Here is an 18,450-nt window from a genome sequence, read left to right on the forward strand (position 1 = left end):
TCAGCAATGCATGAATGAAGAGCAACAATTACTCGGCTCAATTCGCTTTAATAGCTTTAAAGATTATTTGAACAGACAATAAAAAACCCTGCATCTGCAGGGTTTTCTTAAATCACCATTAATCCAAATCAAAAACACCACAACAGATTCAAGGTCAATCGAATCTGCAGGCTTATTACCAAAACCTTTATCAGCAATGCATGAATGAAGAGCAACAATTACTCGGCTCAATTCGCTTTAATAGCTTTAAAGATTATTTGAACAGACAATAAAAAACCCTGCATCTGCAGGGTTTTCTTAAATCACCATTCACGATTGGTAATCAGTTCTTCCATTTCAATCTCGAACAGGCCGTGCTCTTGCACCACCATCATCATGGCTTCGGCAATATAATCCGCGGCAGTATCATCCAGAGACGAATCCAGATCTTCGAACTGAGGTTTCATGATATTGATATCAGCCACAGTCAGATTGGCAAGCTGGTAAATTTCTTGATCTGACAAACCTGATTTAGCGACTTTTTGGGCAAAACGTTCGATGTGCTGCTTGATTTCAGCAACCAGAATATCGGGATAATACTCATCATCGAACATGGGGAGAAGTAAATCTGCAAACATTACAGGCACTCTAAAGGATGACTATCTAATCTAAGCGTGCCTATATAGCATATTGTTGCTTAAAAGCCAAACAACATTGCCAATGTAGGGATTTCCCAGCCTCGATTTTTAAACCATTTGCATAGCTTGCCAGACTTTAATCGCATCGGCTGTGACTTTAACATCATGTGCCCGTACCATACATGCACCCTGCTGAATACTCAACAAATGCGCTGTTGCTGAACCCACTGCACGCTCTTGTGGTTCTGCCCCATCCAAAACTGCTCCGATAAAGCGTTTACGTGATAAAGCAGACAAAATCGGATAGCCCATTTCTGTCAATTTATAAAACTCTTGCAACAGCTTTAAATTTTGCTGGGCATTTTTAGCGAAACCAAAACCTGGATCAATCATGATATTTTCCGCTTTTACTCCAACATCTAAAGCATCCTGAACACGTTGGGATAACTCGCGTATCACATCTTTAGTGACATCCTCATATTGATCCAGATTGTTCATGGTGGTCGGCTCACCGCGCATATGCATGATGATCACTGGAATATTGAGTTCTGCTGCGGTCTGCAATGCATTCGGCCGAGTCAAAGCACGGACATCATTCCAGATATGTGCTCCGGCCCGAACCGCTGCGCGTATGACTTCAGGTTGCGACGTATCAATCGAGAGAATGACCTTATGTTTAGCCAGTTCTTCCACCACAGGCACTACGCGGCGAATTTCTTCTTCCACTTCTACCACTGCGGCACCTGGACGGGTCGATTCACCGCCAATATCAATCACGGTCGCGCCTTCAGCGATCATTTCAAGCGCACGTGCGACTGCATCTTCTTTGTGATTATGCCGACCACCATCACTAAAAGAGTCTGGGGTGACATTGAGAATCCCCATCACATGCGGCTGGGATAAGTCCAATTTTAAATCACCAAATGTCCATACATGTGGTAACAAAGGCATCAGCTGCATGATTCAATACTCACTCAAAATAACCCCGATATTGTCTTATGGATCGCTGAATAAAGCAAAGTGGAATAAGGCTAGGACCTAGATTTCGAAGTAATTGTTTTGGGAATATTGCATCAGTTTAGTTTGTAATAATGCTTTCACATCTGCCCATTCACTTTCTAAAATACTATAGATATAGCTATCTCGAATAGTCTGTCCATCTTTACGTAGCATATGACACCTGATAATGCCATCTCGTTTGGCACCTAATGCCTCAATCGCTTTTTGGCTGGGAAGATTCAAATGATCAGTTCGAAAGCCGACCACCTGAGCATTTAAATTTTCAAAAGCATGTCTTAACAAAAGATATTTACAAACGCGATTTACATAAGCTCTGTGATAGCGCTTGGCATACCAGGTATAACCAATTTCAAAACGTGGAATTTCCGCTTTAATATCATGATAACTGGTGGTTCCAATTGCTTGGCCGGAGTTTTAATCAATTACGGCAAAAACCATTCTTTCACTTTGAGCCTGTTGTTCGAAAGCTTGAGAAAAATATTTTTTTAAGTTATGCAGATAAGGCACCGAATTATATAAAATCTTACCTAAATTTTCTTCAGCGCATGCAACCACTAAATCAGAAAAATGTTCCCAGCTCAACGGTTCAAGACGAAGCTGGTAAACACTGGATTCCAGAACAGGCATATTCATTTTTGTTTTTCTTATTCATTTTTAATCGCTCAATATAACACTCAAAAAGATATGACAAAAATGACAAGCATAAAAAAACCACCCGAAGGTGGTTTTTTTTATTGAGCTTAGTTCGCTGGCAATGGCGGAGGAGTCAGCGGACCATCATCTGGCGTTACATCAATCACAGGATTATCTGCAACATAGACTTTTGGTGGCTGAGGCTCACGACCTTCCATGATGTCACGGATTTGATCACGATCAATGGTTTCCCATTCCATCAAGGCTTTCACCATCGCATGGGCAATATCTTTTTTGCTTTCCAAGATATCGCGTGCGATTTTATATTGCTCATCTAGAATTCGACGAATTTCACGATCGACTTCTAGTTGTGTGGTTTCCGAAATACTGCGGCTACCAATACTGCCCATGAAAGATTGCTGTGCATCTTCTTCATAGACCATGACACCGAGTTTGTCCGACATACCATATTTGGTCACCATCGCACGTGCCATTTTGGTTGCACGTTCGAAGTCATTTGAAGCGCCGGTCGACATCTGGTTAATGAAGACTTCTTCAGCAATACGGCCACCAAACAAAATCGAAAGTTCATTCAACATTTTGTCTTTGTAATGGCTGGTCTGGTCAAATTCAGGCAGCTGCCAGGTAACACCTAAAGCCCAGCCACGTGGCATGATTGTCACCTTATGCACAGGATCTGTACCTGGCAAGCTTTCAGCAACAATCGCATGCCCTGCTTCATGATAAGCCGTCGCACGACGCTCTTCATCACGAAGTACCATCGATTTACGCTCAGGACCCATATACAGCTTGTCTTTTGCATCTTCAAAGTCATGCATATCGACGGTGTTTTTGTTACGGCGTGCAGCAAATAAAGCAGCTTCATTCACCAGGTTTGCTAATTGCGCACCCGAGAAGCCCGGTGTACCACGTGCAAGAACTTTAACATCCACACCTGTCACTGAAGGCAATTTTTTCAAATGTACATTCAGGATTTGTTCACGACCTTTAATGTCTGGCAAACCAACCACAACTTGACGGTCAAAACGGCCTGGACGAAGAAGTGCTTTATCCAGTACATCTGCACGGTTGGTTGCAGCAATCACGATAATGCCTTCATTGCCCTCAAAGCCGTCCATTTCAACCAGCATCTGGTTCAGTGTCTGTTCACGTTCATCGTGACCACCACCAGTACCTGAACCACGATGACGACCGACTGCATCAATCTCATCAATAAAGATGATACATGGCGCATGACGTTTCGCCTGTTCGAACATGTCACGAACACGGGATGCACCGACACCGACAAACATCTCAACGAAGTCAGAACCTGAAATACTAAAGAATGGAACTTTCGCTTCACCGGCAATGGCTTTGGCAAGTAGGGTTTTACCCGTACCTGGAGGACCCACCATTAACACACCACGTGGAATACTCGCACCCAGACGTTTAAATTTGGTTGGATCTTTCAGGAAATCTACGATTTCAACGACTTCTTGCTTGGCTTCGTCACAACCAGCAACATCAGTGAAAGTGACTTTAATCTGGTCTTCAGACAGCATTTTGGCTTTAGATTTACCAAAACTCATTGGGCCGTTTTTACCACCTGCACCGCCACCCATGTTGCGCATAAAGAACATGAATAACAAAATGATTAAAAGTACAGGGAAACTTGCAATAAGCAACTGCATGAGCAAGCCTTGACGTTGTGGTGCTTCACCTTCAACCACAACATTATTTTTAATCAGGCTTGGCATCAGTTCAGGATCCTGAACTGCCGGACGGATACTTTCAAACTCTGAACCGTTCGATTTTTCGCCACGGATTCTTTCGCCGTCAATCACAACTTGTTTAATTTGGCCAGCATTGACCGCGGCAACAAACTCTGAGTAGTTCATTGTAGTCGGTTGATTGCGGTCACTGACGTTGCTGAAGATTAACACCAGCACACCCAGTATCACGAGCCACAATACGGCATTCTTAAAAAGATCGCTCAAAGCTTTATTCCCATTCCAATCTAATTTGATCATGCCCTGTTCAGGGTGACCTTAATACTTAAGCTGTAAATCAACTTACAATTATCTGAAAACGTACAAAATGCACAATTTTTAACGACTTGGCAAGTAGACTTATTTTAAAGCCTTCTTACGTCCCTGCCCGATCAGGAAAACTTCCTTGGAGCGAGCACGTGATGCCAAAGGTTTAGATGTTTTCAGAACATCAAAACTATCAACCACTTGCTTACGGAATTCGTCAAAACCTGAACCTTGGAAAACTTTTACCACAAATTGACCTTTAGGGCCTAGCACCTTGTTGGCAAAATCCAGTGCAAGTTCACACAAGTAAATCTGACGCGGTTGATCTACAGCCTTATTACCTGATGTATTGGGGGCCATATCTGAAATTACAACGTCTACAGTACGACCATCTAAAATTTCTAACAATTGCTGGAAGACTTCTTCTTCACGAAAGTCGCCTTGCAAGAAAGTCACATCAGGTAATGCATCCATTGGTAAAATGTCAGATGCAATCAATAAACCCTTGTCACCGACTAGCTTACCTGCGATTTGTGACCAACTCCCGGGAGCTGCACCCAAGTCGACTACGGTCATGCCGGGTTTGATGATCTTGTACTTTTCTTGCATCTCTAAGAGCTTATATGCTGCACGCGCACGATAGCCGTCCTTTTGTGCCTTTTTCACATAAGGATCGTCTAAATGCTCTCTCATCCAATCACGACTACTTTTAGATAACTTTTGGTTGGTAATGCGTGTAGCCATAACTCTCTAAATAAAAAAACGTCTAATTATTAATTGTACGTGAAAAAGACATATTTTGCAGTATACATGTGTATCTAAATCTAGGAGTTTTGCTCGTTATGAAGAGATATTGGAAATGATTATTTCCTGATAATTTAAAGCGTTTGTTTTTTGCTTTTGCTATACTAAGCCGTTTTAAAATTCAGGTTATCTCTCATGGCGTCTTTATCTATTCAGGAACGTAAGCGTTTACGTCAAATCGGACATGCTTTAAACCCGGTCGTTATGCTGGGTGACAAAGGCCTGACTGAAAATGTCATCGAAGAATTGGCGCGTGCTTTAAACGATCACGAACTGATTAAAGTAAAAATCGTAGCTGAAGATCGTGAAGCGCGTGCAGCATTGATTGCTGAAATTTCAGAAGCGACTGGTGCCGAAGTAGTTCAAACTATTGGTAAAATTGCGCTGCTTTACAAAAAAGCTGCGAAACAAAACCAAAAATTGTCCAACCTTGTCCGTTTCGCTCATCTGTCTAACTAAGTACAGGACTTATGGCAAGTTACGAACTTAGCGCATTTGATCGCCGTTTTCAGGCCATCTCTCTGGTTGCCGCCATTGAACAGCAAGGCCCATGCAATTTAAATGTGGGCTTCTGGATCCGTGATCCCAATCAGTACATCTTGTGGCCCGACATGGTGACGGCACATCCCCGTCAGGATTTCCTGTGGGAACAGACCTGCTTTGAAATTTTTATTGGGGTTCAGGGCGAAGATTTTTATCGTGAGATTAATCTTTCCCCTTCTCAGGCCTGGCAGGCTTATCAATTTGAAGAATACCGTTATCCTGAAGATATGCCACCGCAAGCTGCGGATGATATTGAGCTGAATCAGCTCAAACGTACGCATTATGGTCTTAATGTCAGTGTAGATCTGACTGATTTTATGGCAACACATAAACTGAAATGGGAAAACTTGTTCCTGGGTTTATCTGCTGTTTTAAAAACCTCACAAGGTGATCAATACTATGCCATGCAGCATAGTAGTCCTCAGGCAGATTTTCATAATAAACGTGACTGGTTGCATGTATTTTAAATAGATTGACGCTGTGCATCAGCTATTTAAAGTGTAACAGGCGAATACAACGTGAGACTTAAAGTCTCACGTTTTTGTTTATTGCTCAACAATGATTGATCCTCTGTATAATTATTTTAGATTTTTTATTGTTTTCAACGTTCATATTTTAATGATGTAGATGATGCTGCTCCTGAATAGATTTCACAGCAGCATAAAGAATAAAAGCAAAAGTAATGATCATCAGAAGAATGGTCCCAAACACCAGTCCCAGCACTCCCAAACATAATACGATTACACCTAGATAAAGTATGCGCCCCAATCCGCTTTCCAGATTCAGTAGCATGATCAATATCAGTAAAATAAGTACACCTACAAAATGCTGTTGCATCGTGACCCCCTTTAATTGTTATTGTGAGTCCGTTTTGCTGCATAAAGACAAAGGAGAACATTTGATTGTTCTCCTTTTTAAATAGCGGCCTTTCAGCGCAGCCTAACTTTTCAGCTCAGGACTTTTGTCTGAGCTCTCTGTTTTCACCACGGGTTTGACTTTTTTCAGTACTTCAATGGTACTGTCCTTAGAACGTTTAAAAGTATCGGTCAGATGTTCCTTATGCTTGGTCGAAATCTGACTGACATCTTCTTTCAGCTCTTTACCCAGATTGGATAGGTCTTCAACGACAGCGTTGAATTCTGTCTTGATAAAGCTTTTCAATTCGGTTAATTCTTTCTGCGAACCGAAAATCTGCTCCTTCAAAGTATCAATACGCTGTAACACCTCCTGCTTAAATTGACGCAATTGTTCCTGCACAGTGTCGCTTAACTGCTTGGCTTCAACTTCAAGCTTTTCCTTACTTTCCTCGATGGTTTCAATTGCCTGATCTTTAGCCTCGACTGCTACTTTTTCAAGCTTCTCGGCAGTTTCAGTCACCACGCTCGGAGTGATTTTTTTAGATGTAGTAGATTTAGGTGCTGTAGCCATCTGTCTTGTTCCTATTGTTATATCGACTAAGCTATATTAGTAGATTTGATAAAAATTAAGATTTGATTTGTCTGACAATTATTAATTGCTTACATTTTTTCACATTGCCTACAAAACAGACTTCCATGCAAAAAGCAAGCCATTTATCTCATACTTTCGCTGCAAAGCCGTTGGACTTTAAGGGTCGTTCTGCGTATAATGCCGTGTTAAGTTCAAGCGAGCAGACATAGGAGGGTAGGTTTAAAAATTAGCCTTCCTTTTTTTTCGTCTTCTCGCTTTTTTACAGCCTAAATTTCAGGAGCTTTGGTTTGAGCACCCCAGCAATTTTAGCCCTTGCCGACGGAACTATCTTTAAAGGTACTTCGATTGGCGCATCGGGTAGTACGACTGGTGAAGTCGTTTTCAACACTGCCATGACTGGCTATCAAGAAATTTTGACTGACCCGAGTTATGCACAGCAACTTGTGACACTGACTTACCCTCATATCGGTAACACAGGCTGTAATGAAGAAGACACTGAATCAGGTCGTATTCATAAGGTTTGGGCTAACGGATTGATCATTCGCGACCTGCCTTTACTGCACAGTAACTTCCGTTCAACCCAATCATTAGCTGAATATTTGGTACAACACAATGTTGTGGCAATTGCGGATATCGACACGCGTAAACTGACACGTATCCTACGTGACAAAGGTGCACAAAATGGCTGTATCCTTGCTGGCGAAAATATCACTGAAGCTGAAGCGCTTGAAAAAGCACGTGCATTTGGTGGTTTAAACGGTTTAGACCTGGCAAAAGAATGTTGCGACCCTGAAGGTTTTGAATGGACTGAAGGCTCTTGGACATTAGGCAAAGGTTTCTCTCAACCAGAAGCTAAATTCCATGTTGTTGCATACGATTACGGTGTCAAAACCAACATCTTACGTATGCTCGCAGACCGCGGTTGTAAACTGACTGTTGTGCCGGCGCAAACTCCTGCTGCTGATGTACTTGCACTGAATCCAGATGGCGTGTTCCTTTCGAACGGTCCTGGTGATCCGGCTGCATGTGACTACGCAATTGAAGCTGTAAAAACAATTGTAGAAACCACTGAAATTCCAGTATTTGGTATCTGCCTGGGTCACCAGATCCTTGCGCTTGCAAGTGGTGCTAAAACCTTAAAAATGCCTCACGGCCACCACGGTGCGAACCATCCTGTACAAAATCTTGATAACGGTACAGTGATGATTACTTCTCAAAACCATGGCTTCGCAGTCGATGAAAGCAATCTGCCTGATGTGTTGCGTGTAACGCATCGCTCACTGTTTGATGGCACCAACCAAGGTATCCATCGTACAGACAAACCTGCGTTCAGCTTCCAGGGTCACCCTGAAGCAAGCCCGGGTCCACATGACTGCGCACCATTGTTCGATCATTTCATCGAACTTATCGAAGCATCTAAGAAGTAATTAAGGAAGCATCATGGCTAAACGTACTGACATTAAAAGCATCTTGATTATTGGTGCTGGTCCGATTGTCATCGGTCAAGCATGTGAGTTTGACTACTCAGGTGCTCAAGCATGTAAAGCCCTTCGTGAAGAAGGTTACCGCGTTATTTTGGTCAACTCGAACCCAGCGACCATCATGACCGACCCAACCATGGCGGATGCAACTTACATTGAGCCAATTACTTGGCAAACTGTTGCAGCGATCATTGAGAAAGAACGTCCAGATGCTGTTCTTCCAACCATGGGTGGTCAAACGGCATTGAACTGTGCCCTTGCCCTCGATGAGCACGGCATTTTAGAGAAATTCAATGTTGAATTGATCGGTGCAACCAAAGAAGCGATTGAAAAAGCTGAAGACCGTAAACTGTTCGACCAGGCAATGCGTAAAATTGGTCTTGAATGTCCAAAAGCTGACGTTGCTGAGTCAATGGAACATGCTTTAGAAATTCAAGCACGTTTCGGCTTCCCAGTAATTATCCGTCCATCATTCACCATGGGTGGTTCTGGTGGCGGTATCGCATACAACAAAGAAGAATTTATCGAGATTTGTGAACGTGGTTTCGATCTTTCTCCGACTAAACAATTATTGATTGATGAATCTTTAATTGGCTGGAAAGAATACGAGATGGAAGTTGTTCGTGACAAAAACGACAACTGTATCATTGTATGTACCATTGAAAACTTTGATCCAATGGGCGTACACACTGGTGACTCAATCACTGTTGCCCCTGCTCAAACGCTTACAGATAAAGAATTCCAGTTACTACGTAACGCTTCTCTAGCAGTTCTTCGTGAAATTGGTGTTGAAACAGGTGGTTCTAACGTACAGTTCGGTATTTGTCCAAATACTGGTCGTATGGTCGTGATCGAGATGAACCCACGTGTATCACGTTCATCTGCACTTGCTTCTAAAGCAACTGGTTTCCCGATTGCAAAAATCGCAGCGAAACTGGCTGTAGGTTATACCCTTGATGAGTTGAAAAACGACATTACTGGCGGTACAACGCCTGCATCGTTCGAACCTGCAATCGACTACGTTGTAACCAAGATTCCTCGTTTCAACTTCGAAAAATTCCCACAAGCTGATGCGACACTGACGACTCAGATGAAATCTGTCGGTGAAGTGATGGCGATTGGCCGTAACTTCCAGGAATCTGTACAAAAAGCCCTTCGTGGTCTTGAAGTGGGCGCTTCTGGTTTTGACGAAAAGGTTGAAGTGGGTGCTGAAGGCGCGCGCGACAAAATCTTGCAAGAACTTAAAGTGCCAGGTCCAGAGCGTATCTGGTACGTGGGCGATGCATTCCGTCACGGCTTTACTTTAGACGAAGTATTCGCTGCAACGAACATTGACCGCTGGTTCTTGATTCAAATCGAAGACATCATCAAAACTGAAAACCAAATCAAAACTTTAGGTTTTGGCGACTTGAATGCGGACAACATCCGTGGATTCAAACGTAAAGGTTTATCAGATCTTCGCATTGCCGACTTGATGGGCATTTCACAAAAACAATTCCGTAAACACCGTTGGAACTTGGGCGTAACTCCAGTTTACAAACGTGTCGATACATGTGCTGCAGAATTCGAATCTGATACAGCTTACATGTACTCAACTTACGATGAAGAATGTGAAGCCAATCCGTCTGCGAAAGACAAGATCATGGTGATCGGTGGCGGTCCTAACCGTATTGGTCAAGGGATCGAATTCGATTACTGCTGTGTACACGCTGCCCTTGCAATGCGTGAAGACGGTTATGAAACCATCATGGTGAACTGTAATCCTGAAACAGTTTCAACGGATTACGACACTTCAGATCGTCTGTACTTCGAACCGATCACACTTGAAGACGTGCTTGAAATCGTACGTATCGAGAAGCCTAAAGGCATTATCGTTCAGTACGGTGGTCAAACACCTTTGAAATTGGCGCGTGCTCTAGAAGAAGCTGGTGCGCCAATCATTGGTACATCACCTGACGCGATTGACCGTGCAGAAGACCGTGAACGTTTCCAGCAAATGATTCAACGTCTGCAACTTCGTCAACCAAACAACAGCATTGTAAAATCTGCTGAAGAAGGTATGGCTGAAGCGTCTAAAGTAGGCTATCCATTAGTGGTACGTCCTTCTTACGTGCTTGGTGGTCGTGCGATGGAAATCGTGTACAACGATGAAGAACTCAAACGCTACTTACGTGATGCGGTTCAAGCATCAAACGAAGCACCTGTTCTGCTTGACCGTTTCTTAGATGATGCGATCGAAGTTGACGTAGACTGCGTATCTGACGGTAAAGACGTGGTGATTGGCGGCATCATGCAGCACATTGAACAAGCGGGTATTCACTCAGGTGACTCAGCATGTTCGATTCCTCCTTACTCTCTCTCTAAAGAGATTCAGGACGAAATGCGTCGTCAAACCGTTGCAATGGCAAAAGAGCTTGGCGTAATCGGTTTGATGAACGTTCAGTTTGCGGTTAAAGGTGAAGACGTTTACATTCTGGAAGTGAACCCACGTGCATCACGTACTGTGCCATTCGTTTCTAAATGTATCGGCGAATCTTTAGCGAAAGTTGCTGCACGTTGTATGGCGGGTCAATCTCTAGAATCTCAAGGCTTCACCTCAGAGATTATTCCTGAACACTTCTCTGTCAAAGAAGCGGTGTTCCCGTTCAACAAATTCCCTGGTGTTGACCCGATCCTTGGCCCTGAGATGAAATCGACTGGCGAAGTGATGGGCGTTGGTAAAACATTTGGTGAAGCGTTCTATAAAGCTGTTTTAGGTGCAAACGAGCGTTTACCAGGTCTTCCAACTGAAGGCGAAGTGAAACACGCATTTATCTCTGTACGTGACTCAGATAAACCACGTGCGGCAGGTATCGCAAAACAATTGATTGACCTAGGCTTCAAGATTCTTGCAACTGATGGTACATTTAAAGTGATTAGCGATGCTGGTCTTGAATGTGAACGTGTCAATAAAGTGACTGAAGGTCGTCCTAACATTGTGGACCGTATTAAAAACGGCGAAATCCACCTTGTGATTAACACGACTGAAGGCAAAAAGGCACAAGAAGACTCATTCTCGATCCGTCGTTCAGCACTTCAAGGTAAAGTGTATAACACAACTACATTGAATGGTGCGGATGCAGTATGCCAAGCTTTAGCAATTAAATTGCCAATGGATGTATATCGTTTGCAAGACCTAACTAAAGGTTAATTCACTTCCAAGAAGTCCCGCCACCTTCTTGGTGGCGGGCTTTTTTTTATTTATAGATTTTATATCTTTCAACTGACTTTTGAGGGACAACATGCAACGTTATCCTATGACACCTGAAGGCAAAATTGCCTTAGAGAAAGAATTACACCAACTGAAAACAGTGGATCGTCCACGTATCACAGCTTCAATTGCAGAAGCGCGTGAACACGGCGACTTAAAAGAAAATGCAGAATACCATGCAGCACGTGAACAGCAAGGCTTCTGTGAAGGTCGTATTCAGGACATCGAAGGCAAACTGGGTGCAGCTCAGGTGATCGATGTCAAAGAACTTGAACAGAATGGTCGTGTGGTTTTTGGTGTAACGGTCACGATTGAAAATCTGGATACTGAAGAACAGAAAACCTATAAAATTGTAGGTGATGACGAAGCAGACTTTAAGATCAACAAGATCTCTGTGAACTCGCCAATTGCACGTGGTCTTTTAGGTAAAAACGAAGGCGACGATGTGAAAATCAATACACCAAACGGTGAAGTTGAATACGAAATTGTGAAAGTTGAATATCTTTAAAATTTAAAGCTGTTTAATTTAAAGCCCCTCGATTGAGGGGTTTTTTACCTTTATCTGCTTCCTACAAACGAATTAGCTCTGGGCTTCTTTTAAAAACCCCGATGCAAATAAATTAAATGCATGTAAAGCCTCAGGGAGTACCTGCTCAGGATGTTCGCTAGAAGCCACCCAGAGGGCTGCATTCATTGCAGCACCATTTAAAAATACCGCAGCAGCTTCCGGATCAACTGTTTTAATTCGATCTGCTACCAATAATTGCTCAACACATTCACGCGTGGACTGCAAACATCTGTTTTGACTTGGCCAGTGTGCAGGATCACCCAATACCGCAGGCCCATCGCGCAATACAATGCGCTGGAATTCAGAGTTTAAGGCATTTTGAATATAGGTCCGCCCTTCCAGCATCAATCCTTCCCACAGATCATCAGGCTGCTCCAGATGTTGCTGCGCAGATGAAGCCATTTCCGAATCGATCTGGTCGACCACTGCAGCAAATAAGCCTTTTTTATCACCAAAATGATGATACAGCGCACCACGAGTCAGCCCTGCTTCTGCCGTGAGCTTATCCATTGAAGTGCCAGCATAACCATATTCCGCAAACGCACGGCGTGCCACTTCTATCAGTTTCTTGCGGGTTTCCGCCATCTTTTGTTCACGAACAGACATGAATTACTTTACCTCATCATCATAAAAATTTTAATTGACATACGGACCGTATGTCAATTATGTTTACATACGAAGCGTATGTGAAAGTCAAGTTGCTTTCACTCACTTATAAATTAGACATTGAATGAGGATAGACATGACTAGAACTGCGATATTTCCCCAAGACCGCCATGCCCTGTATGAACAGCATGGTTATTCTGCTGCAATCAAATCGGAAGACTTACTTTTTGTTTCTGGTCAGGTCGGTAGCCGTGAGGATGGTTCACCTGAACCAGATTTCGAGAAACAGGTAGAACGGGCTTTTAAAAACTTAGCTGCAACTTTGGCAGCGGCTGGTTGTACTTTCGATGATATTGTTGATGTCACCACCTTTCACACTGATCCAGAACAGCAGTTCGAAAGCATCATGAAAGTTAAAAATCAGGTGTTTACGCAAAAGCCTTATCCTAATTGGACAGCTGTTGGCGTGACTTGGCTGGCAGGTTTTGATTTTGAAATTAAAGTCATTGCCCGTATTCCTCGTAGCACTTAAGCAAGGTCAGCATGTGCTTTAATATTCGATTCACTGGCTAAATTAAGATTGTTGATTCAGCTTAAAGTGCAATTCGGTATAATGGCGCATTCCTTGTGGTTATAGCCTCCTCATGTCTGAAAAGTTAATTAATTCTCCTGTGAATCATTGGTGTGAATTTGAGTTCATCTCAAAAACGGTGAAAAATCCGAATATCCATATCAAGGGGAATTATTCGTATTATTCAGCCTATTGGGATCAGGGTTTTGAGCGCTGTGTAGTGCGTTATTTACATGAAAAACCTGCAACGCCAGAGAAGCCGATTGATCAGCTTTATATTGGCAATTTCGTCTGTTTTGGCGCTGAATGCGTGATTATGATGGGTGGCAACCAGTTACATCGTACTGACTGGATTTCAGCTTTTCCTTTCGATACACGTAGTTTTGTGCCTGCTGGCGATACTGTTATTGACGATGGCTGCTGGATTGGCTCACGCGCGATGATTATGCAAGGTGTGAAGCTTGGTGAAGGTGCTGTAGTGGCGACAGGCGCAATTGTGACCAAAGATGTGCCTCCGTATGCGGTCGTAGGCGGTGTACCTGCAAAAATTATTAAATACCGCTTCCCACAAGAAGATATAGAAAAAGTACTCTCTCTAAAAATCTATGATATAGATGAAAAACAGTTTTTAAAAATGCGCGAGCAGTTGCAAACGCATGATGTTGAATTATTGATAAAGTTCATAAATAAAGTTTAAGAAAATGATTCACTCAACAATACAAACCTCTGTCAATATCTTTGAGTCTACATCCTTACGCAAAGTAATTTTAAATTTTTCACTAAACTTTCTTGAATATATATTTTCATAGGTTAGAAGTATATTTCTAACACATACAGCACCTTGATCAAATAATTCCTCTTCAGTCTCACTCAATACATCAGTAATGTGAATATATTTTTTTTCAAAGTAAGGTTTGATTATTGGAGCATAGTCAAGATCTTTCTCTAAGTCAGGAAATAATGTTAAATTTTTAGCAGGATTATCTGTAGCATTACTAATTCTAAAGTCTAAGCAGTGTTTATATGATTGTGCTTCCACAGTACAAGTTATTGTAAGAATTGGCTTGACTGACTGATGTTTATCCTCAATATCAAGACGTTGATATTCTGCTAATAATTTTTGCTGTTCAACCGTTTCCTGCATTTCTTTTATTTGCAAGTTTAAAGCTGTACTAGTTTTCTGTAATTCAACCGCTTGCATCTTCAAAGCTTCAGAATTCTGCTCAAGCCCTTTACCTTGTTGATAAAATCCTCTTACCAACCAAAAAAATGCCAAAGGTGCAAAAGCACCTGCAATAAAATCCCCGAACTCATTTAGATCTTTAGGCAGCACGCCATTGTGAATTTTAAAATATATAAAAATTAACCATCCAATAGTTATCGCCCACGACAAACAACTTCCAATGTTTTCTTTAATCCACTTAATAAGATTTTGATTCATTATTTTTAAAATTCAGTTGCTTATTTTCCAATCATCTTATCATTTTAATTTTCTGAAGCCATAAAAAAACCCACTCAATCGGAGCGGGTTTTTTCAGAATATGGTGGCTATGACGAGACTTGAACTTGTGACCCCCGCATTATGAGTGCGGTGCTCTAACCAACTGAGCTACATAGCCTTAAACTGTGCGCGCATTATGGGATTTTCTGTAAATCACGTCAACCCCATATTGTGCTGTTTGATCAAAATTTGTTGAAGTGAGCCGATAAGCCGGGTTCTGTCGTGAACGATCATTCCTCTAGGCGCACAATCACTCATGCGCTCAAGCGACCTACCCGAATCCAGCATGGGCCATGCCTAATGGATTCCTATTTGGTCTTGCTTCCGGTGGGGTTTACCTCGCCATGAACTGTTACCAGCCATGCGGTGCGCTCTTACCGCACCCTTTCACCCTTACCTTCGATTCCGATTGCTCGAAAACATAATGAAGGCGGTCTTCTCTCTGCTGCACTTGCCGTCGGTTTACACCGCCCAGGCGTTACCTGGCACCTTGCCCTATGAAGCCCGGACTTTCCTCCCCTGCTTCAATCACGGAGATCTCCACAGCAGCGATCGTCTGGCTCACTTCGAGCGGCATAGTATCAAATATCGAGACTAATTGCTTGATGTTTTTTGAGCAGTCAGTTTTTCATACTTGGCTTGCAGCTGTTCCTGCGTTTCGACATGATTCGGATCCAGTGGAATACAATCCACCGGACAGAACAGCTGGCACTGCGGTTGATCATGATGTCCGACGCATTCTGTACATAAATCTGGATGAATCTCATAAATGAGTTCACCCATATAGATGGCCTCATTCGGGCATACAGGTTCACAGACATCACAATTAATACATTCATCGGTGATATATAAAGACACGCTACCAACCTTGTTGAAGTTTACGCTCGAAGGCAGCAACCACGTTTGGTGGTACAAACTTGGTCACATCACCTCTTAATCGAGCAATTTCACGCACCAAAGTGGATGAAATAAAAGAATATTGTTCTGAAGGAGTTAAAAATACCGCTTCAAAATGGGAGTCCAGCTGACGGTTCATATTGGCCAGCTGAAATTCATACTCAAAATCAGACACTGCACGCAAACCACGCAATACAGCAGTCGCCTTTTGCTCACGGAAAAAATTGACGAGCAAACCATCAAAACCTACAAATTCAACATTGTCCAAATGACTCAATGACTCTTTCGCCAATGCGACACGCTCTTCCAGACTAAATACCGGATTTTTATGATGACCGATGGCAATGGCTACCACAACTTCATCAAACATTCGCGCTGCGCGGGTTACCAAATCAATATGTCCATTGGTAATTGGATCAAAAGTCCCCGGATAAATCACACGAGTTTTAGACATCCATTTGTACTCTGTTTGTTATGTAGAATCTTATTTTAGCAAAAACTTGTTTTTTTGGTGAATAATCCTCATTAATTTAAAAAACTTCACCTTATTTCTAGTTGCGGTACAATAGCAGCACGTTTGGAAGTATCAGATTATGGCGAAAGCATCTATTGTAGTAAAAAAAAATAATGGCGGTACCATTGCACTGAATAAACGTGCCCGCCACGATTATTTTATTGAAGAGAAATTTGAAGCGGGGCTTTCATTAAAAGGCTGGGAAGTCAAATCAATGCGCGCTGGTCGCATGACCATTGTAGAAAGTTATATTACCTTTAAAAATGGTGAAGCGTTCTTGTTTGGTGCACAGGTTCAGCCCTTGTTAAGTGCTTCGACCCATGTGGTGCCTGAAGCAACCCGTACCCGCAAACTGTTGCTGAATCGCCGTGAAATTGAAAAGTTGATGGGTGCGATTAACCAGAAAGGTTATTCCTGCGTTCCACTGGCCTGTTACTGGAAAGGTCCACATGCCAAGCTGGAAATTGCCCTGGTGAAAGGTAAGCAGCTTCATGACAAACGTGCAACCGAGAAAGACCGTGACTGGCAACGTGATAAAGCACGAATTTTCCATAAATAATGGATTAAAAGTTGAATATAAAAAAACCTCCGCATTCGGAGGTTTTTTTATGATTTTAAGTATGGTTATTTAGTCGGGCTAGAGTAAGGGCAATATATTCCCCAAACCAGAACGCGGTTTTTAAATCGCCCTCAGGTGGGGTGACTTCAACCGGGGCATTATCCGACTGGGTCATTAAACCCAAAAAGCTCGACATCCGGTTCAGATCGGTCACAGCACGACCTGTCGGCATTAATGGCAAGCCACTCCATAGCATACCGTGCTGCATCGCAAACAAGTTGATTTGCTGCAGGACCGCCAGCTTATCGCCACTGAGTCCGCCACCATTGGTAAAGGCGGCAGCCAGTTTGCCCTGCCAAGTACGTGCCAACCAGCGCTTGGAAGATTGTTCCATAAACAGCTTCATGGCAGAGGTTAGACTGCCCATATAGGTCGGACAGCCAAATACAATTGCATCGGCGGCGTCCAGCACATCCCAGTCTATATGTTCGACATTCATCATATGCACCTGAACACCGGTTTCCCGTGCACCATCGGCAATAAAATTTGCCACTTTAGCCGTGTGTCCATAAGGACTATGATAAACAATCGCAACAGATTTGGAAGATAGGGACATAACGCTCAAAAGCCAAAAAAATCAGTTAAGTTTAACATTTTCATGCCATAAACACGAATGTCGCCATACGCCCCGTTTTAGCTTCGCGGCGATAAGAAAAATATTCATCTGCTTGACGATAAGAACACTGATCCCCACCCAATACGGTATTTATGCCGTGTTGCTGCAAGATATAATGCGCAATGGCATACAGGTCAGCATAATATTTACCTGCCTGTTCACCGGCCTGAAATGCACTGTCTAGTTCAGGATATTTACTGCAAAAAGCAGCTTTTACTTCAGCGCCAATCTCGAAACATGGCTGACTAATGGCCGCCCCAAGCCAGGCCCAGGTCGGCGGAGTCTGCATGGCTGCGATGGTATTTTCGACAATACCACCCGCCAGACCACGCCAACCGGCATGCAAATTGGCAACTTCCGTACCTTTCGCATTTCCCAGTACCACAGGTAAACAGTCTGCAGTCATCATCATCAAGGCATGCGCCTTGCGCTGCGTCACCAGACCATCTCCGACCAGTGCGGTAAATGGCATCTGCTCATTAATGCTATGACAAATGGTGCTATGCGTCTGGGTCATCCAGGTAATCTTATCTACGCCAAAGGCAGCGAAATCCTGCAATAAAGCCATACGATGCTGTTGTACCCGTAGCGCATTATCCTGCACATGCAAGGCCAAGTTAAAACCTGCAAGCTCAGGCTGTGCGGATGGCTGTACTTTCGCATGGTGAACGCGAGTCTGGCCGACATACACACCTTGTGGAAGTCCTAGTACAAATTGCATCTCG

General features: G+C 43.0%; 20 protein-coding genes, 1 tRNA gene, 1 other RNA gene and 1 pseudogene. 8 read left to right on the forward strand and 15 right to left on the reverse strand.

Translation table 11 applies throughout. The features are described 5' to 3' along the window. Positions 1-302 precede the first annotated feature (302 nt). The 5 genes and pseudogenes from ACP7BU_RS03505 to rlmE all read right to left on the reverse strand — a co-directional run bounded on the left by ACP7BU_RS03505 (position 303) and on the right by rlmE (position 5,050). Entirely contained in the window at positions 303-617 is a 315-nt protein-coding gene (locus ACP7BU_RS03505; RefSeq protein ID WP_004280560.1) for a DUF5713 family protein, read from the reverse strand. A gap of 108 nt (positions 618-725) precedes the next feature. Next, entirely contained in the window at positions 726-1,577 is an 852-nt protein-coding gene (folP, locus tag ACP7BU_RS03510) for a dihydropteroate synthase (protein WP_005247701.1), read from the reverse strand. 78 nt (positions 1,578-1,655) lie between these two features. Further along, positions 1,656-2,270: pseudogene (locus tag ACP7BU_RS03515) on the reverse strand (GNAT family N-acetyltransferase). A 107-nt stretch (positions 2,271-2,377) separates the two neighbouring features. Beyond that, the gene (ftsH, locus tag ACP7BU_RS03520; RefSeq protein WP_004280565.1) at positions 2,378-4,267 is read right to left on the reverse strand and encodes an ATP-dependent zinc metalloprotease FtsH; all 1,890 of its coding nucleotides are present in this window, start codon (positions 4,265-4,267) and stop codon (positions 2,378-2,380) included. Positions 4,268-4,399: 132 nt separating this feature from the next. Further along, positions 4,400-5,050, reverse strand: a complete 651-nt coding sequence (gene rlmE / locus ACP7BU_RS03525) for a 23S rRNA (uridine(2552)-2'-O)-methyltransferase RlmE (protein ID WP_004645756.1) — start codon at positions 5,048-5,050, stop codon at positions 4,400-4,402. A gap of 195 nt (positions 5,051-5,245) precedes the next feature. On the opposite strand from rlmE, the gene yhbY reads away from it, so the two are divergent. Then, a complete protein-coding gene (yhbY, locus tag ACP7BU_RS03530) occupies positions 5,246-5,569 on the forward strand; it encodes a ribosome assembly RNA-binding protein YhbY (protein ID WP_004280569.1) in 324 nt (107 codons plus the stop codon). Between the two features lie 11 nt (positions 5,570-5,580). After that, on the forward strand, positions 5,581-6,120 hold the full coding sequence (locus ACP7BU_RS03535) for a DOMON-like domain-containing protein (protein WP_004280571.1): 540 nt from the start codon (positions 5,581-5,583) through the stop codon (positions 6,118-6,120). Positions 6,121-6,268: 148 nt separating this feature from the next. Here the strand turns inward: ACP7BU_RS03535 and ACP7BU_RS03540 are convergent, their stop codons facing one another. Beyond that, positions 6,269-6,490: a hypothetical protein gene (locus tag ACP7BU_RS03540; RefSeq protein WP_004280572.1), complete on the reverse strand. Its 222-nt coding sequence runs from the start codon at positions 6,488-6,490 to the stop codon at positions 6,269-6,271. A 102-nt stretch (positions 6,491-6,592) separates the two neighbouring features. Continuing rightward, positions 6,593-7,081, reverse strand: a complete 489-nt coding sequence (locus ACP7BU_RS03545) for a hypothetical protein (RefSeq protein ID WP_005106335.1) — start codon at positions 7,079-7,081, stop codon at positions 6,593-6,595. 308 nt (positions 7,082-7,389) lie between these two features. Here ACP7BU_RS03545 and carA point away from each other — a divergent pair, with 308 nt between their 5' ends. The 3 genes from carA (at position 7,390) to greA (ending at position 12,341) form a co-directional block, all read left to right on the forward strand. Continuing rightward, complete coding sequence (gene carA, locus ACP7BU_RS03550; RefSeq protein WP_425878812.1) at positions 7,390-8,529, forward strand: glutamine-hydrolyzing carbamoyl-phosphate synthase small subunit; 1,140 nt, start codon at positions 7,390-7,392, stop codon at positions 8,527-8,529. A gap of 13 nt (positions 8,530-8,542) precedes the next feature. Beyond that, on the forward strand, positions 8,543-11,773 hold the full coding sequence (carB, locus tag ACP7BU_RS03555) for a carbamoyl-phosphate synthase large subunit (protein ID WP_425878810.1): 3,231 nt from the start codon (positions 8,543-8,545) through the stop codon (positions 11,771-11,773). 91 nt (positions 11,774-11,864) lie between these two features. Beyond that, entirely contained in the window at positions 11,865-12,341 is a 477-nt protein-coding gene (greA, locus tag ACP7BU_RS03560) for a transcription elongation factor GreA (RefSeq protein ID WP_004645764.1), read from the forward strand. A gap of 72 nt (positions 12,342-12,413) precedes the next feature. On the opposite strand, the gene ACP7BU_RS03565 is transcribed toward greA, so the two are convergent. Next, positions 12,414-13,007 (reverse strand): TetR/AcrR family transcriptional regulator, encoded by a 594-nt coding sequence (locus ACP7BU_RS03565; RefSeq protein ID WP_005252554.1) that lies wholly within the window; start codon positions 13,005-13,007, stop codon positions 12,414-12,416. A gap of 136 nt (positions 13,008-13,143) precedes the next feature. On the opposite strand from ACP7BU_RS03565, the gene ACP7BU_RS03570 reads away from it, so the two are divergent. Both ACP7BU_RS03570 and ACP7BU_RS03575 read left to right on the forward strand, forming a co-directional pair. Next, the gene (locus ACP7BU_RS03570; RefSeq protein ID WP_425878807.1) at positions 13,144-13,539 is read left to right on the forward strand and encodes a RidA family protein; all 396 of its coding nucleotides are present in this window, start codon (positions 13,144-13,146) and stop codon (positions 13,537-13,539) included. Between the two features lie 112 nt (positions 13,540-13,651). Then, positions 13,652-14,275 (forward strand): CatB-related O-acetyltransferase, encoded by a 624-nt coding sequence (locus ACP7BU_RS03575; RefSeq protein WP_425878805.1) that lies wholly within the window; start codon positions 13,652-13,654, stop codon positions 14,273-14,275. A gap of 9 nt (positions 14,276-14,284) precedes the next feature. Here the strand turns inward: ACP7BU_RS03575 and ACP7BU_RS03580 are convergent, their stop codons facing one another. From ACP7BU_RS03580 to coaD, 5 genes are all read right to left on the reverse strand, one after another. After that, on the reverse strand, positions 14,285-15,019 hold the full coding sequence (locus ACP7BU_RS03580) for a hypothetical protein (protein WP_425878803.1): 735 nt from the start codon (positions 15,017-15,019) through the stop codon (positions 14,285-14,287). Between the two features lie 101 nt (positions 15,020-15,120). After that, positions 15,121-15,197, reverse strand: a tRNA-Met gene (locus ACP7BU_RS03585). Positions 15,198-15,269: 72 nt separating this feature from the next. Continuing rightward, positions 15,270-15,647, reverse strand: an RNA gene (rnpB, locus tag ACP7BU_RS03590) — RNase P RNA component class A. A gap of 26 nt (positions 15,648-15,673) precedes the next feature. Then, positions 15,674-15,937: a YfhL family 4Fe-4S dicluster ferredoxin gene (locus ACP7BU_RS03595; protein ID WP_004280584.1), complete on the reverse strand. Its 264-nt coding sequence runs from the start codon at positions 15,935-15,937 to the stop codon at positions 15,674-15,676. 1 nt (position 15,938) lies between these two features. Further along, a complete protein-coding gene (gene coaD, locus ACP7BU_RS03600) occupies positions 15,939-16,430 on the reverse strand; it encodes a pantetheine-phosphate adenylyltransferase (RefSeq protein ID WP_004280585.1) in 492 nt (163 codons plus the stop codon). 139 nt (positions 16,431-16,569) lie between these two features. Between coaD and smpB the strand changes: the two genes are divergently transcribed. Continuing rightward, the gene (gene smpB, locus ACP7BU_RS03605; protein WP_004280586.1) at positions 16,570-17,049 is read left to right on the forward strand and encodes an SsrA-binding protein SmpB; all 480 of its coding nucleotides are present in this window, start codon (positions 16,570-16,572) and stop codon (positions 17,047-17,049) included. A gap of 55 nt (positions 17,050-17,104) precedes the next feature. Here smpB and ACP7BU_RS03610 read toward each other — a convergent pair whose 3' ends face one another. Further along, complete coding sequence (locus ACP7BU_RS03610; protein ID WP_311203725.1) at positions 17,105-17,665, reverse strand: flavodoxin family protein; 561 nt, start codon at positions 17,663-17,665, stop codon at positions 17,105-17,107. Positions 17,666-17,705: 40 nt separating this feature from the next. Then, positions 17,706-18,446, reverse strand: a complete 741-nt coding sequence (pgeF, locus tag ACP7BU_RS03615; RefSeq protein ID WP_425878800.1) for a peptidoglycan editing factor PgeF — start codon at positions 18,444-18,446, stop codon at positions 17,706-17,708. Positions 18,447-18,450 lie beyond the last annotated feature (4 nt).

The organism is Acinetobacter sp. 40AMC3-4 (genome assembly GCF_049898185.1).
Classification (GTDB): Bacteria; Pseudomonadota; Gammaproteobacteria; order Pseudomonadales; family Moraxellaceae; genus Acinetobacter.